The 15729-nt window shown below is 46.2% G+C and carries 13 protein-coding genes; 10 read left to right on the top strand and 3 right to left on the bottom strand.

Annotation, left to right across the window (positions count from 1 at the left end; all coding sequences use genetic code 11):
* The first annotated feature begins 95 nt into the window (after positions 1-95).
* From K0O23_RS00380 to K0O23_RS00355, 6 genes are read left to right on the top strand one after another with little or no spacing between them, the layout of a single operon-like run.
* Positions 96-1595, top strand: coding sequence for a GH3 auxin-responsive promoter family protein (locus K0O23_RS00380; RefSeq protein ID WP_219875390.1), 1500 nt, complete (start codon positions 96-98; stop codon positions 1593-1595).
* Between the two features lie 13 nt (positions 1596-1608).
* The gene (locus tag K0O23_RS00375; protein WP_219875389.1) at positions 1609-1980 is read left to right on the top strand and encodes a four helix bundle protein; all 372 of its coding nucleotides are present in this window, start codon (positions 1609-1611) and stop codon (positions 1978-1980) included.
* Positions 1981-2005: 25 nt separating this feature from the next.
* Positions 2006-3157 carry a 1-deoxy-D-xylulose-5-phosphate reductoisomerase gene (locus K0O23_RS00370; RefSeq protein WP_219875388.1) on the top strand — a complete coding sequence of 384 codons (1152 nt, stop codon included), beginning with the start codon at positions 2006-2008 and terminating at the stop codon, positions 3155-3157.
* A gap of 48 nt (positions 3158-3205) precedes the next feature.
* Positions 3206-4519: an RIP metalloprotease RseP gene (gene rseP, locus K0O23_RS00365; protein WP_219875386.1), complete on the top strand. Its 1314-nt coding sequence runs from the start codon at positions 3206-3208 to the stop codon at positions 4517-4519.
* A 14-nt stretch (positions 4520-4533) separates the two neighbouring features.
* A complete protein-coding gene (locus tag K0O23_RS00360; protein WP_219875382.1) occupies positions 4534-5628 on the top strand; it encodes a LysM peptidoglycan-binding domain-containing protein in 1095 nt (364 codons plus the stop codon).
* 2 nt (positions 5629-5630) lie between these two features.
* A complete protein-coding gene (locus tag K0O23_RS00355) occupies positions 5631-6134 on the top strand; it encodes a DUF6702 family protein (RefSeq protein ID WP_219875381.1) in 504 nt (167 codons plus the stop codon).
* A 344-nt stretch (positions 6135-6478) separates the two neighbouring features.
* On the opposite strand, the gene K0O23_RS00350 is transcribed toward K0O23_RS00355, so the two are convergent.
* Complete coding sequence (locus tag K0O23_RS00350) at positions 6479-7213, bottom strand: DUF4184 family protein (protein ID WP_219875380.1); 735 nt, start codon at positions 7211-7213, stop codon at positions 6479-6481.
* Between the two features lie 5 nt (positions 7214-7218).
* Positions 7219-9156 (bottom strand): OmpA family protein, encoded by a 1938-nt coding sequence (locus K0O23_RS00345; RefSeq protein WP_246596845.1) that lies wholly within the window; start codon positions 9154-9156, stop codon positions 7219-7221.
* 270 nt (positions 9157-9426) lie between these two features.
* Between K0O23_RS00345 and lon the strand changes: the two genes are divergently transcribed.
* The 3 genes from lon (at position 9427) to hslU (ending at position 14602) form a co-directional block, all read left to right on the top strand.
* Positions 9427-11913 (top strand): endopeptidase La, encoded by a 2487-nt coding sequence (gene lon / locus K0O23_RS00340; RefSeq protein WP_219875376.1) that lies wholly within the window; start codon positions 9427-9429, stop codon positions 11911-11913.
* Between the two features lie 189 nt (positions 11914-12102).
* Positions 12103-13152 (top strand): type IX secretion system protein PorQ, encoded by a 1050-nt coding sequence (gene porQ, locus K0O23_RS00335; RefSeq protein WP_219875373.1) that lies wholly within the window; start codon positions 12103-12105, stop codon positions 13150-13152.
* Between the two features lie 55 nt (positions 13153-13207).
* On the top strand, positions 13208-14602 hold the full coding sequence (gene hslU, locus K0O23_RS00330) for an ATP-dependent protease ATPase subunit HslU (protein WP_219875371.1): 1395 nt from the start codon (positions 13208-13210) through the stop codon (positions 14600-14602).
* Positions 14603-14655: 53 nt separating this feature from the next.
* On the opposite strand, the gene K0O23_RS00325 is transcribed toward hslU, so the two are convergent.
* Complete coding sequence (locus tag K0O23_RS00325) at positions 14656-14889, bottom strand: hypothetical protein (protein ID WP_219875369.1); 234 nt, start codon at positions 14887-14889, stop codon at positions 14656-14658.
* A gap of 45 nt (positions 14890-14934) precedes the next feature.
* Between K0O23_RS00325 and K0O23_RS00320 the strand changes: the two genes are divergently transcribed.
* Positions 14935-15663, top strand: coding sequence for an SDR family NAD(P)-dependent oxidoreductase (locus K0O23_RS00320; RefSeq protein WP_219875367.1), 729 nt, complete (start codon positions 14935-14937; stop codon positions 15661-15663).
* Positions 15664-15729: the final 66 nt, after the last annotated feature.

Here is a 15729-nt window from a genome sequence, read left to right as displayed (position 1 = left end):
AGTATAAAATTTAGGCTCAGGTTATTGAAATTAGTAGACGATATGGCAATACTGGTTTATCTGGCTATATTTACCATCAGACAAAAACGGAATGTATGGGTGTTAAAGCATTGTTGAGTAAGCCGCTTGCTGCCTATGTGTTTAAAAAGCACCAGCGCTGGATAGACAATCCGGTAGAAGCACAGCAGGCAGTTTTACAGAAGATCATACACAAAGCTCAGAATACCCTGTTTGGACGCGACCATGATTTCAGCAACATAAAAACACATGCTGATTTTGTGAAAGCCGTGCCGGTGCGCGATTACGAAGGCCTGAGCAATTATTTTAACAAAGTTAAAGACGGAGAGAAGGACATTCTCTGGCCGGGCAAGCCTCTTTACCTTGCCAAAACTTCCGGTACCACTTCAGGCGCAAAGTATATTCCTATTACAAAAGACTCTATACCGAACCATATTAACGGAGCCCGCGATGCCCTGTTGGCTTATGTGCAGGATACAGGAAAGGCCTCTTTTTTAAATGGCAAGATGATCTTTTTATCGGGCAGCCCTGAATTGGAGCAAGTGGGAGGAATAAATACCGGGAGATTGTCTGGCATTGCCAACCACCACGTGCCCGGCTACCTGCGCACCAACCAGTTGCCTACTTACCATACTAATTGTCTCGAAGACTGGGAAACCAAACTGGACGAGATCATCGAAGAGACCATTGACCAGGACATGACCCTGATCTCGGGTATTCCGCCATGGGTGCAGATGTACTTTGATAAGCTGATGCGGCAAACAGGCAAACAGATAAAGGACATTTTTCCAAACTTTAACCTGTTTGTATACGGTGGCGTGAATTATGAACCATACCGTAAAAAATTGTTTGAGTCGATAGGTAAGCAAGTAGATTCTATAGAACTTTTTCCGGCTTCGGAGGGCTTTTTTGCCTTTCAGAATAAACAAAACGATCCAGGTTTATTGCTACTGCTGGATACCGGCATTTTTTATGAGTTTATCCCGGTATCGGAGTACTTCAACGAGAACCCGACCCGCCTGACCATCGGCGAAGTAGAAGTTGGCTTGAATTATGCCTTGGTTATCAGCAGTAATGCCGGTTTGTGGGCTTACTCTATCGGCGACACTGTAAAGTTTACATCTGTTAAGCCATACAAAATTGTGGTAAGTGGCCGAATTAAGCACTATATATCTGCTTTTGGCGAGCATGTTATCGGCGAAGAGGTGGAGAAAGCCATGAAAGCAACAATGGCAAGGTTTCCGGAGGTAGAATTAACTGAGTTTACAGTTGCGCCATTTGTTAGCCAGGACAAGGGCGCATCGTACCACGAGTGGCTGGTTGAGTTTGCGAAGCCTCCGCACAATGCCACAGCATTTGCCGAAGAGCTGGACAGACAGATGCAGCAGCTCAACAGTTACTATAACGATCTGATCACTGGAAATATCCTGCAAAAGCTAAAACTTACATCGCTGGCCAGAGGATCTTTCCGCAATTATATGAAATCGGAGGGTAAATTAGGTGGTCAGAATAAGGTGCCACGCCTGAGTAACGACAGGAAACTGGCGGATGGGTTGCTATCAATTACGAATTCCTAATTACAAATTACGAATGAAAGAAAATCCTATAGTTACTAAGTCTTATGCCTTTACTGTTAGAGTAGTAAGGTTGTATCAATATCTGGAAACTGAAAACAGAATTGATGTACTGGCAAAGCAGGTGTTGCGTAGCGGTACTTCAGTTGGGGCTAATATCGAAGAAGCTATTGCCGGACAGTCTACTCTTGATTTTATTCATAAATTAAGTGTTGCCAGAAAAGAAGCGCGAGAAAGCAGTTTTTGGCTAAGGCTGCTACACGATACTGGTTATCTGAAGTCAGAGCAATTCGAAAGTATACATAAAGACTGCGTAGAGTTAATAAAAATATTAAACAGCATCATTATTACGAACAAGAAGAAATTGGAGAGTAAATCCAATTCGTAATTCGTAATTAGGAATTTGTAATTAAATGAAAAGAATTGCCATACTGGGCTCTACCGGTTCTATCGGTACACAGGCCCTGGACGTTATTAAGGCAAACCCTGATAGCTTTGAACTGGAGGTGCTTACTGCCCACAGCAACGCAGACCTGCTGATACAGCAAGCTCTGGAATTTAACCCCAACACCATCGTTATAGCCAACGAGAACCTGTACGACAAGGTGCAGGATGCTCTGCAGCACACTGATATAAAAGTATACGCCGGCGCCAATGCACTTTGCGCTGTTGTGGAGATGGGTACTGTGGATATGGTGCTTACGGCAATGGTGGGCTATGCTGGTTTGCAGCCTACTATTCGCGCTATTAAAGCAGGTAAGCACATTGCCTTAGCCAACAAAGAGACGCTGGTAGTAGCCGGGCAATTGATCACAGATCTCGCTAAAGCGCATGGCGTAAACATTTATCCTGTAGATTCCGAGCACAGCGCCATTTTTCAATGTCTTTCAGGCGAATTTCATAACCCGATCGAGAAAATCATACTTACAGCTTCTGGTGGGCCATTTAGAGGGCGCACCGCAGCAGATCTTGCCACGGTAACCAAAGCACAGGCCCTCAAACACCCCAACTGGGACATGGGAGCAAAGATCACTATCGACTCGGCTTCGCTGATGAACAAAGGGCTGGAGGTAATAGAGGCAAAATGGCTTTTCGGACTAAAGAACGAGCAGATAGAAGTAGTGGTGCATCCACAGTCTATCATACATTCGCTGGTACAGTTTGAGGATGGCTCTATAAAAGCACAACTGGGTTTGCCAGATATGAAACTGCCTATACAATACGCACTAGGCTACCCGAACAGGCTAAAGTCAGATTTCCCGCGCTTTAACTTTATGGATTACCCGCAGCTTACCTTCGAGCAGCCTGACCTGGAAACTTTCCGGAACCTGGCACTCGCTTTTAAGGCTATGGAGCAGGGAGGAAATATGCCTTGTATACTGAACGCAGCCAACGAAATAGCCGTAAGTGCATTCCTGCGCGACGAAGTAGGTTTCCTTCAGATGTCGGATATCATTGAAAGCTGTATGGCAAAAGTTGCGTATATTGCGAATCCTTCTTTCGAAGACTATGTTACTACAGACAGAGAGGCCCGGGAAAAGGCAATACAACTCATAAATAACTAAAACCTGTTGCCTTACGGGCGCAGAATACAACAAGAATAAGTTTTATTGATGGATATTTTAATAATGGTTGGTCAGCTCATTCTGGGCCTGACAATTTTGGTAGGATTGCATGAGCTGGGCCACATGCTTACGGCAAAGTGGTTTGGAATGCGCGTAGAAAAGTATGCCATAGGTTTCCCACCGAAGATATTTAGTAAAAAGATCGGAGAAACAGAATACATGCTGGGTATGATCCCGCTGGGCGGATTTGTGAAGATCTCGGGTATGGTGGATGAGTCGATGGATACGGAAGCCCTGAAAGAGGAGCCAAAGCCATGGGAGTTTCGTGCCAAGCCAGCCTGGCAGCGTCTGATCGTGATGATGGGCGGTATAATTGTAAACGTGATCACAGGTATTGTGATCTACATTGCGCTTACCTATAACTACGGCGAGCAGTATACGCCTATTTCTGAAGTTAAGTATGGAATTGTGCCTAATGAAATAGGCCAGGATATTGGTTTTCAGACAGGCGATAAGGTAGTGGCCGTAAATGGCAAAGAACTGGAGCGCTTCGAAGATATCCGTTCTATGGAAGCTTTGCTTGGCAGAAACTCATACTATACCGTAGAGCGCAACGGCCAGTTGGTAGACTTAAAAGTACCGGTAGACCTGATGGATAAGTTGGCTGACGATAAAAGCTCGGTCTTTTTTGTAGAGCCGCGCACGCCCTTTAAAGTAGGTCAGGTGGTAAAAGGTAGTCCAGCTGCCAAAGCAGGTCTGGAAGCCGGCGACTTTATCACGATGATTAACAGTGAGAGTGTGAAGTTCTTCCATGAGTTTCAGGAAGCACTGAAAGACAACGCCGGTAAGGCCGTTTCCATGACTGTAGAGCGCAACGAAAAGCTGGTAAAACTAAAGGTTAATGTAGATGAGGACGGAACGATTGGATTCCGTGCTGAGCCCTTGTTACAGACAGCCACCCGCGATTTTAGTTTAAGCGAGTCTATTCCGTTGGGTACAAACCAGGCATTTGGTGTAATTACAGCTAACCTGAAGGGCTTTGGAAAGATATTCAGAGGTGAGGTATCGGCTTCTAAATCACTGAGCGGCCCTATCGGCATTGCCCAGATCTTCGGCGACACATTTAGCTGGTACAAGTTCTGGAGTATTACGGCCATGTTATCTATGGTGCTGGCCTTTATGAACTTCCTGCCTATTCCGGCGCTGGATGGCGGCCATGTGGTTTTCTTAACCTACGAGATGATAAGCGGCCGTAAACCGTCGGATAATTTTTTGGAAAATGCCCAAAAAGTGGGTATGGTTTTATTGTTAGGCTTAATGGCATTTGCTATATTTAACGATGTGTTCAAGATAATCTTCTAACCAAAGACGCTCTTATGAAAGCCATTGTGACGTATGCTCTAACAAACTTATTTTTAGTATTTGCATTAATTAACGCCGAGGCTGCCCCCGCAACCTGGCCCCAAAGTATAAACCAGCACGCTATTGCCGCACAAGGCGATAGCGTGTACCTGGTTAAGCAAGGCGATACGTACTACAGCCTATCCCGCCGCTTTAACATCCCCCTGGATTCGCTGCAGAAGTGGAACAACAACACGCTACAAATCGGGCAGACGTTGTACCTGAGTCGCCAAAGTATGGCTCTGGGTGCTAAACAAAAGCTACAAACAACTGCTCCTAAGGCTGCTAAAGCCACACCTGCCACTACTAAACCAGCTACCAGTACATCTGCGGCTATTGCCGCTGCACCACGCACTGCCGAGCATAAAGACAAGAGCCGGGTCATGATTATCCCTTTTGATCCCTACTTATACTTTTCAGATGCCGACGATGAAATTGCCAATAAATCAAAGATACCGCGGCAGAACGTACGCCATGTTTTCCGTAGCCGTCTAAATGCCTTGTTAGCGCCGGAAGGATACGAAACTATCCATTTGCTGGGCGGCGTGTACCGCGATAGCGTGAGCGAACTCAGCCGCTTGTACAAATCGCTAAGCTACGGCTACCAGGACAATAAGCAATCAAAGTATAATAGCCAGCCGGTTGTAAAGGATGACAACGGGGGAGCTCTGGACTGGGTGCAGCGGCAGAAAGAAAAGTTAGGACTTGAGAAGGAGGAACAGCCTGTTTCCGTAGCCCAGGACCCCTCCAAGCACTTTGGTGTAGCCGTAAAAGACCCGAATTTTTTCAGCTATTTTAACAACCAGTACGGCATAGATTATTACGTTTTCATTAATCAGTTTGAGGTAAAAACAAACTATGAAAACTGCCTGGACCGTGCCGCCCTGAACTATGAGCGTGATTTCATGGTTCATTATTCCATCTACAACAGCAAAGGAGAGCTGGTATCAGGCAATAAGGTTAAGATTGCGTATCAGTCTAATATGAACGACGTGCAGCGCATTGTAAGCGATAACATGCCGGTTATGGCCAAACGCGTACTATCTGACCTGCCTCCATCCGGAAAATAAGTATGAAGTATAAATTCCTGTTTTTGATGCTTGCCTTGGTGGCAACATCCTTTTTACCTGCCCTGGCTCACGATTTCCATACCAGCATCACGGATATAAAGTATAACCCACGCACTCAGGCCCTGGAGGTCTCGCTTAAGGTGTTTACTGATGACCTGGAGGATGCTGTGTCTAAGTTTTCTAAATCTAAAATTACCTACAATAGCAAATCAGCGGAGCAGCAAAAACAGATCTATGCTTACCTGCAAACCAGACTGAGCTTCGAATTAACGAAAGGTAAGCCACTAACCTATACTTTGCTTGGCTCGGAAGCAGAAACCGACGCCGTGTGGATGTACGTAGAAGTGCCTGTTAAGAATGCAAAGCTGGCGCAGCTGTACGTTAAAAATGCCGTGCTCACCGAGCTCTTCAGCGACCAGATGAACGTCGTAAACCTGAACTACAAAGGCAAAACAGAAAGCGCCCTGCTGCAACGCGGCGAAGAACAGAAGAGGTTTAGCTTTTAGTTTAGGTTTGACTTAGACAACTGGCTTGTTGCGTTTTTTATAATCGCCAGTAGCCCAACCACCCCTAACCCCTCCTTGTCTAAGGCGAGGAATCTTGCCTTTACCGGTTCTGAAGTATAAGTTTCATTGTTAAAGCCAATGGCGGACAGGTCGCGACCTGTCCCTACAGAACAGTTCCTAGGCCTCTCTTTTGTCATCCTGTAAGGATCTTGGTAGAAGGGAGGTTAAGCACAAGCTACAGCACTAACGCTTTTAATAAGGAAATGGCATAGTTTCCAGCCTTAGACAAGGAGGGGTTAAGGGTGGTTGGATATTGAGCTGTAAACCTATTTTCTAACTCTAAGTTACCTCTGTCTCAGTTTAAAAAAAGCCGTTAGCACAATAACCGCCAGCAGACAGCCGCTTAAAAATCGCACCACCCATACTTCAATCTGGTTTATACTACGCACTTCGGGTCTTGTAACCAGTAGCAACACAAACCCAGCCCCAACAACAGCCAGCCAAAAGTATACCCAGCCATACTTTCTTCCGCGAACAGAAGTATAAACCGGAAGCTTCGCTACAAAGAGACTAATGGCTATAAGTCCTGCTATTGTACTAAAGTGCTGTAGCCATCGGCAAAGCGGCAGTGCGTACCCGAAAAAATCTATTGGTCTACGAAGTATGGCAAAGTTGCGCACAAAAAAGCCTGCGTAATGGGTAAAGCTGTCCCAAAACAAATGTGAGAGTATGCCGATAAGAGCGGAAAAAAGAAAGATATGCCAGTTGTTTCGCAGGTAGGTAAACCACATTGCATGTGCAGCCACAGAAGCTCTGCGTTCTAAAAATGGTGGTAAAAACCGGATGATCTGCTCACGCACAATCCCATGGAAAAGTATGGCAAGTATAATTGTAACCGGCAGATTAAATAACAGAACTCCTTTTAAAGTATGGCTTACTTTGGTGGTTAAAAGTGGACTAAGAAAATACGCAAAATCAGGGGCTATACTTCCAATTACCAGCCCGGTAGTAGAGAACAGGCGGCTGAATTTATACTTTAACGGAAGTATGATGGCAGGATGCGCGGCAGTAAAAGGCATGCTGTTTATTTAAAACCGCGTTCCGGCTTCTCAGGCTTTATCAACCTGAACTCTACACGGCGGTTAATTTTACGGTCTTCGGCGGTCTTTTCTTCTTTAATCGGCTTTGTGCTACCGTACCCTATGGCATCAATCCGGCCCTGCACCATGTTTACGCGGCTCTCAATGTACTGCCTGATGGCATCAGCACGGTTTTGCGACAATACCAGGTTAAAATCCTTATCGCCGGCTCCGTCGGTGTGGCCTGCAATTTCGAGCCTGAAGGTTGGATGGTCTATTAGGAAAAGGGCTACATCATCCAGGATAGGTTTCATGTTCTCTTTTATCTCCGACATATTCGGGTCAAACTCTATGTTCTCAAATACCATCGGTATACTGTAATCGATTAGGGTGGTCATCAGCTGAAAAGATGTATCCTGCTGCAAGGCAATTTCCCGCTCAATGGTAAAAAAATCAGGTCCTTGTATCATCAGCATATACCGTGAGTTATCTATCAGGTCAAACTCAAAAGAACCGTCTGGCCGCAGGTATTTGGAGGATACCTCGATGCCATTGTCCAGGTCTATGATAGAAACGATGCCAGATAGTGGTTTATTGGTTAACGAGTCTGTTAAGATACCTTGTACTTTGGTAACGGCCAGCGGGTGCGCCTCCATTGGCAGCGGGAAGGAGAACAGGTCCAGGTTTTGTAGGTCGTCTGCTTCGGAGCGGGCATAGTACAGGTTCCTGGAGTCGGCGTCAATGGTAAAATAATATTCACTGCCGCGGCCATTTACCAGTGGTCCTATGTTACGCGGCTCCTGCCAGTGCCCTTGTACTTTGTAAGTTTTGTAAATGTCGAAATCGCCGAAGTTATACAATTGCCCTCTCGAGCTAAAGTATAGTACCTGGTACTTAGGGTGGAAGAAGGGACTCACTTCGCTTTCGCGGGTGTTAATGGTAGGGCCTAAGTTTTGTGCCGGAGCCCAGCCGTTTTTGGTTTTGTAGGTAAAGTATAGGTCAGATAGTCCGAAGCCTCCTAAACGGTCAGAAGCAAAGTATAACGTGTCTTCGTTTCTGGAGAGGGTAGGCTGAGAGTCCCAAGCGCTTGAGTTTACGTTAGGGCCTAGGTTTGTTATGTTGCCCCACTTTCCGTCTTCCCCCATTCTGGCTATGTAAATGTCGCAGTTGCCATAACCATCCGGCGATTCGCAGCGGGCAAAGTATAAGGTCTTACCATCGCGGCTAAGGCAGGCAGAACCTTCGTTGTAAATGCTGTTTATAGGTTTGCCAAACGATTGTGCGTCTTCCCAATAGCCGTCGTTATACTTCGAAAAGTATAGATCTTCGTTGGCGCGTCCATTCAGGCCCTGCAGGTTACGCTTGGATGTAAATATAAATACCTCGTTCTCGCTGTTAATGGCCGGGCCATAGTCCTCATAAGTTGAGTTGATGGAATTACCCATGTTCAGGTAAACTCCTTTAGGCGGCTTAAAGGTGGCAATGGACTTTCGATACTCTACCAGTTCGTAGTAATAATCCAGCGGCACGTAGTAGTTCTTTGTGTTCTGTTCCAGCGAGTCGTAGTAAGAGTAAACGCCTCGGGCATCGGTTCTGTGGTGCTTCAGTACCAGGCGGTAAAGCTCTTTTGCCTCGTCTTTTCTGCCTGTGCGTTCAAAAAGCTGCCCCAGTCGCCACAGCAGGTAAGTATCTTTGTAAAAGTTCTGAATACCGAAACTTGTAACATAGCTCTCCAGTAAAGGCAACACGCGGTCATACTGCTTTCTTTTTTCTAGTTTTTGAATGGCAGAAAGCTTTTTCTGGTCGCGGTAATAAGCTATTTTGTTTATATTAGGGAAGTTGAGATGAACTTCCGGGTTAGGAGCCTGTTTACTGATCTTAAGCCCGCTTGTGCTATCCAGCGGGATGTGCTGTAACTGCCCATGGCTTAGCAGGGGTGCCAACAACAGTGTTGTAATTAATAATATAAGCAGGGATTTTAGCCGCATTAAAGTAGATTTATCCTCGTGCTCAAAGATATCATTTTTGAATTATACTTTTGTGATGATTACTGTTTACAGAAGCATATTAGCTGTAATTTCGCACTGCGCACGCAATAGGATAAGACAAATAAGCATAGTGCAGTACTATGGCACAGGTCTTGACAAGTATATAAAAACCCAGAAATTAAGCTTTGGAGGCTTTATTTCTGTCATTATGGCATTGAACTCTATATGAACTATACGTTAAATAACTTCTTACAGAATCTTTTACTAAGTAATATATCCGACGACGACGAAGTGGAATTGATCCCGATCATTACTGCAGAGGCCGAAGATGATATTCCTACCGATACCCTCCCTGATGAGCTTCCAATACTGGCGGTTCGTAATACTGTATTGTTTCCGGGGGTGGTGCTGCCCATTACCGTTAGCCGCAAAAAATCGGTTAAACTTGTGCGCAGAGCACATAAAGGTGATAAAATAATTGGCGTTGTTGCCCAGAAGAACTCCAACAGCGACGACCCAACCGCCGAAGACCTGTTTGAGGTTGGTACCATGGCCAAGATATTGAAGATGTTAGTATTACCGGATGGTAACACAACCATCATCATTCAGGGCCACAGCCGCTTTAAGATTGAAGAAGTAACTTCAGAGGATCCTTTTCTTACAGCCAAGGTTACAGCTTGCACCGAAACGCCGCTCGATAAGAAAAACAAGAAGGTAAAAGCGCTGGTGCAATCGCTGAAAGATGCTGCCGCCAAAATGCTTAAGCTAAACCCTGAGATTCCGCAGGAGGCACAGGTGGCCTTGGATAACATAGACAATCCTGGCTTTTTAACGCATTTCCTGTCTAGTAACCTGAACGTGGATGTAGCCCAGAAGCAGGCTTTGCTTGAAGTGAACGACGGCGTAGAGCGCGGCACACAACTGCTGGAGATGATGCTGCGTGAAATACAGTTGCTGGAGCTAAAGCAGGAAATCCATACCAAAGTGCACACCGACCTGGATCAGCAACAGCGCGATTACTTTTTACGCCAGCAGATTAAAGTACTTCAGGACGAACTTGGCCAGGAGGGACCGGATCAGGAAATTGAGCGTTTCAGAGAACGTGCCGCCAAAAAGAAATGGCCTGAGCCTGTGGCGCAACACTTTAAAAAAGAAATAGATAAGCTTGCCCGCTTAAACTCGCAGGCAGCAGAATACCCGGTGGCAGTAAACTACCTGGAGTTTTTGCTGGACCTTCCCTGGAACGAGTACACCAAAGACAACTTTAACCTGAAGCGCACTAAAAAGATACTCGATGCAGACCATTATGGCTTGGAGAAAGTAAAGGAGCGTATTCTGGAGTACCTGGCTGTGCTTAAGCTGAAGAACGACATGAAGGCGCCTATACTTTGCTTGTACGGACCTCCGGGTGTTGGTAAAACTTCCCTGGGCAGGTCTATAGCAGAGTCGCTAGGGCGTAAGTATGTCAGGATGTCATTGGGTGGTGTGCGCGACGAGGCCGAGATTCGTGGTCACCGCCGTACCTACGTGGGTGCCATGCCAGGCAAAATCATCAACCAGATTAAAAAAGTAGGCTCCTCTAACCCGGTGATCATACTGGACGAGGTAGATAAGATTGCCTCAGATTTTCGTGGCGACCCGTCTTCTGCCTTACTGGAAGTACTGGACCCGGAACAGAACAGCACCTTTATGGACAACTACCTGGATGTGGAGTATGACCTCTCTAAAGTGTTGTTTATTGCCACCGCCAATTCCCTTGATACCATACAGCCAGCCCTGCGCGACCGAATGGAGATCATTGAGCTGACGGGTTATACGATGGAAGAGAAGACCGAGATTGCCAAGCGCCACCTGCTACCAAAGCAGATCGCAGAGCACGGCCTTACAGAAGCAGATGCAAAAGTATCAAAGGCTACTATCCAAAAAATAATCGAGGATTACACCCGTGAGTCTGGGGTGCGTAACCTGGAGCGTAAAATTGGCCAGCTGGTACGCCACACGGCAAAGCTAAAGGCCATGGAGGAGGAGTATGCAAAATCCATTAAGCCGGAAGATGTAGCCAAGCGTCTCGGTCCAGAGATATTCGACAAAGAAATTTACCAGGATATTGATACTGCTGGTGTAGTTACCGGTTTGGCCTGGACATCGGTAGGCGGCGATATACTTTTCATCGAATCCATACTTAGCAAGGGCAAGGGCAAACTTACATTATCTGGGCAGTTAGGAGATGTGATGAAGGAGTCTGCTATGACAGCCATATCCTACTTAAAAGCACACGCAGAGCTGCTTAACATCGATTACCGCCTGTTCGACCAGTACGACCTGCACATTCACTTCCCTGAGGGAGCTGTGCCAAAAGACGGCCCATCGGCTGGTATTGCCATCTTTACCTCTATTGCCTCTGTGTTTACGCAACGCAAAGTAAAGGCGCGTTTGGCTATGACCGGTGAAATTACGCTGCGTGGTAAGGTGTTGCCTGTAGGTGGTATTAAAGAAAAGATCCTGGCTGCCAAGCGTGCCGGCATCACCGACATTATACTTAGCCAGAAAAATAAAAAAGACATTACCGAGATTCCGGACCAATATATCAAAGGCCTGCACATACACTATGTAGACCGTGTGGACGAGGTGGTGAAAATTTCGCTGCTGAAAGAAAAAGTAAAGCACCCGTTGAAACTGGTGGTAACTGAGGAGAAAGTTGCGAATGAGTAGCTAATATCTGTCATTTCGAACGCTAGTGAGAGATCTGAAGTTTTTTACAGATACAAAATATTCCAGATTTCTCTCAGCTACGCTGGCTCTCTTCGGCTCACGCCTCAAGAATATTCGAAATGACAACAATGATGCGCTCATTTTAAAACATTCACTAATTCACTCATACACTCATTCAAAATTGTTAACGTGAACAGGACCCTTGCCCTTATACTTTGCATACTGCTGAGCTTTGCGTTTACGGCGCAGGCACAGGTAGGAGGGCAGCGTGGTTTTACTTTTCTCGAGTTGCCGAGCAATGCTAAGCAAGCTGCTTTAGGTGGCGTAAATGTTACGGCTGGTGGTCACGATGTAAATATGGTTTCGGCTAACCCGGGCTTACTTAATACTGAAATGGATAATCAGTTTAGCCTGAGTTATGTGGGTTATCTGGCAGACATCAAACAGAGCAACCTGGCCTATGCCTTTAACACCACAAAGTATGGCCGCTGGGCTGCAAGTATAAATTACCTGAACTATGGAGATTTTGTACAGCGCGACGCTACTGGTTTAGAGGAAGGCACTTTTAATGTAAACGACTATACGTTGGGCATTACCCATGCCCGGCAGGCAGACGCCTTTACGATAGGTGCAACAGCAAAAGTAGCGGTATCAAGCATGGCGGGTAACAAAGCAGTGGGTATACTTGGCGATGCCGGTGTAACGTTTAATCACCCTGAAAAAGATTTTACTGTTGGCCTGGCGTTTAAAAATGTAGGCTACCAGGTTAAGCCTTTTGATGACGGAGAGCGCCAACTCATGCCCTGGGATGCCCAACTAGGTGTAAGCTATAAACCAGAGCACATGCCGGTCCGCCTTTCTGTTACTGCACATAAGCTTTACCAGTTCGATATCGTATATTTAGACCCCAACGCACCAGGCCAGCTCGACGAGAACGGCAACGAGGTTAAAGAAGAAAAGCAGTTAGGCGATAAAATTGCACGTCATTTTGTAGCAGGTGCTGAGTTCGTGTTCAGTAAAAACTTTAACCTGAGAGCCGGCTACAACCACCTGCGCCGCAAAGAGCTTCGCCTGGATAACGGCGGTGGCGGAGCAGGTTTTTCGATGGGAGCCATGTTGCGTGTCCGGGCCTTTGAACTTAACTACAGCAACGCCTTCTTTCATCCTTCCGGCGCTACACATTATGTAACGGTAAGCACCAATACCAGCACAATTCTAAAAAAGAAAAACAGTTTATAACGTATAAGCTACGGTGCCTGTAACGTACTGTAGTACATTTTCAAATTATACTAACATGTTAGATTCGATAGAACACTTAACACCGGCTCAGATTGTAGCAGAGCTGGATAAATATATCATTGGGCAACGCGACGCAAAGCGTAACGTGGCTATTGCGCTACGCAACCGCTGGCGCCGTATGAATGCCGATAAAGACATACAGTCGGACATTGTGCCGAACAATATCCTGATGATCGGTGCAACCGGTGTAGGTAAAACAGAAATTGCACGCCGTCTGGCTAAAATTGCTGATGCACCTTTTACTAAAGTAGAAGCATCTAAATTTACAGAAGTAGGTTATGTTGGCCGCGACGTAGAAAGTATGGTCCGCGACCTGGTAGAGCAGTCTGTAAACCTGGTAAAGCAGAAGAAAAAAGAAGAGGTGAAGCAGAAAGCCGCTGAGTTAGTGGAGGATATTATACTAGACGCGCTTATTCCACCTATCCAGGGGCGCAACAACTCCCCGGTAAATCTTAGCTCCGACCCAAACGCGATGCCTGAAACAGATTACGAACTGAACGAGCGTACCCGCGAAAAATTCAGAGAAAAGATCAGAAACGGTGAACTAGAGGACCGCAAAATAGAGATACGTGTGCAGCAAAGCGCTATGCCAGGCATAGGTGGTTTAGGACCGGGTATGGACGAGGCCTCCATGATGAACATCCAGGAGATGATCTCAGGCATGATGCCTAAGAAAACCAAGAAGCGCAAAGTTACCATTGCTGAGGCCCGTAAAATTCTGCTCGAAGAAGAAGCATCTAAGCTGATTGATATGGATGAGGTAAAGGAGGAGGCAATCTTCAAGGCAGAGAACTCCGGCATCATCTTTATAGATGAGATAGACAAAGTTGCCAGTTCGAGCAAGAAAGGCGGCGGCGGACCAGATGTGAGCCGCGAAGGTGTGCAGCGTGACCTGCTTCCAATTGTAGAGGGCTCAACAGTAAACACAAAGTATGGCATCATCAACACCGATCATATTCTGTTTATTGCAGCCGGTGCGTTCCACGTGGCCAAGCCATCCGATCTGATACCCGAGTTGCAGGGTCGTTTCCCGATTCGCGTGGAGCTGGACAGCCTGACAAAAGACGATTTCTACCAGATCCTGAAATTCCCGAAAAATGCACTTACAAAGCAGTATGAAGCACTTTTAGGAGCAGAAGATGTAGAGCTTAGCTTTAACGACGAGGCCCTGGATGAAATAGCTTCTATTGCCTTTGAAGTAAATAGCGAAGTAGAAAACATAGGAGCCCGCCGTCTGCAAACGGTTATGAGCCAACTACTGAACGACATACTTTTTGATGTACCGGATAAGATCGGTGCTAATGCACGCATTTTAGTAGACCGCGCCATGGTGCAGGAACGTCTGTCAGATATGGTGAAAAACCGCGACCTGAGCCAGTATATTCTTTAAGTTAGAGAGTTAGAGGATTTAAAATATAAACTGGCGCGGAAGTTACTTCCGTGTCAAAGTATAAAAGCGAATCTCCAGATTCGCGTAAGATGCACACCTGGAGCCGGTATCCAACCGGTGATGTAGGGTATGTTCGAGTCTCCAGACTCGCCTGCTTGTTTATACTTCAGACCATACTTTAAAGCTGGTGCTTCTGCAAAGGCAGGGGCACCAGCTTTTTGTTTTGGAGGATATTTTATACTTTGGAGATAGCCAAAACCTTTCCTTCCACTATTTCCGTACCTCATAACTCCCAAACTTTCTAATTCCTAAACTCTCTAACTCAAAAAGCTGTGAACTACTACATCATCACCGGAGCCAGCAAAGGCATAGGAAAAGCGATAGCCGAAGAACTTTTGAAAGACGAGAATAACCATGTGGTGGGCGTATCGCGCACCAATAGTATAAAGCACCCGAATTATCGCTACCAACCCCTCGACTTTTCTGATATTGAAGCTGTAGAGCACAACCTGCAAAAGGTGTTTCTGCCCTACAAAGATGCCGATCGGTTAGTACTGATAAACAATGCCGGTGTGCTGGGCGATATTGGCTACGTAGGAGAGGGAATGCCGAACGAGCGGTTTGAGTTTGTGTTTGATGTGAATGTGATTGTGCCAGCCATGTTGATGAATACCTTTCTGGAAGCATACCGCCAGGTATCCTGCGAGAAAGTGATCGTGAATATTAGCTCTGGCGCGGGCAAATATCCGATTGATGGCTGGGCCGGTTACTGCGCCTCCAAAGCAGCATTGGATATGTTTTCGCAAACCATACAGCAGGAGCAGAACGTACGCGGCTCAGGTGTAAAAGTATATGCGTTGTCGCCGGGTGTGGTGGATACGGGTATGCAGGAGCACATAAGAGAGAGCGATGCAGAGCGCTTCAGCAACGTTCAACGCTTCCGCGATTACAAAGCCAACGGCGAACTTGCCTCACCGGAAGTGGTAGGCAAAAAGATTTTAGCTTTTCTTCAAAACACGCATAAGTATAACGAAGTGCTGGTTTCTGTCAGGGATATGTAGCAGTAAAGTATGAAAATGTTAAACCAAGTATAGCCTGGCTACTATGGCCGGGCTTTTTTTGTGTAT

The sequence above is a fragment of the Pontibacter aydingkolensis genome (genome assembly GCF_019443125.1).
Lineage (GTDB): Bacteria > Bacteroidota > Bacteroidia > Cytophagales > Hymenobacteraceae > Pontibacter > Pontibacter aydingkolensis.
This window is presented reverse-complemented; position numbering and strand designations above follow the sequence as displayed.

Bases quoted from the DNA above. Each gene is read 5' to 3' on its own strand.
- K0O23_RS00380 (WP_219875390.1), top strand. From the start codon at position 96: ATGGGTGTTAAAGCATTGTTGAGTAAGCCGCTTGCTGCCTATGTGTTT.
- K0O23_RS00375 (WP_219875389.1), top strand. From the start codon at position 1,609: ATGAAAGAAAATCCTATAGTTACTAAGTCTTATGCCTTTACTGTTAGA.
- K0O23_RS00370 (WP_219875388.1), top strand. From the start codon at position 2,006: ATGAAAAGAATTGCCATACTGGGCTCTACCGGTTCTATCGGTACACAG.
- rseP (WP_219875386.1), top strand. From the start codon at position 3,206: ATGGATATTTTAATAATGGTTGGTCAGCTCATTCTGGGCCTGACAATT.
- K0O23_RS00360 (WP_219875382.1), top strand. From the start codon at position 4,534: ATGAAAGCCATTGTGACGTATGCTCTAACAAACTTATTTTTAGTATTT.
- K0O23_RS00355 (WP_219875381.1), top strand. From the start codon at position 5,631: ATGAAGTATAAATTCCTGTTTTTGATGCTTGCCTTGGTGGCAACATCC.
- K0O23_RS00350 (WP_219875380.1), bottom strand. From the start codon at position 7,213: ATGCCTTTTACTGCCGCGCATCCTGCCATCATACTTCCGTTAAAGTAT.
- lon (WP_219875376.1), top strand. From the start codon at position 9,427: ATGAACTATACGTTAAATAACTTCTTACAGAATCTTTTACTAAGTAAT.
- hslU (WP_219875371.1), top strand. From the start codon at position 13,208: ATGTTAGATTCGATAGAACACTTAACACCGGCTCAGATTGTAGCAGAG.
- K0O23_RS00325 (WP_219875369.1), bottom strand. From the start codon at position 14,889: ATGAGGTACGGAAATAGTGGAAGGAAAGGTTTTGGCTATCTCCAAAGT.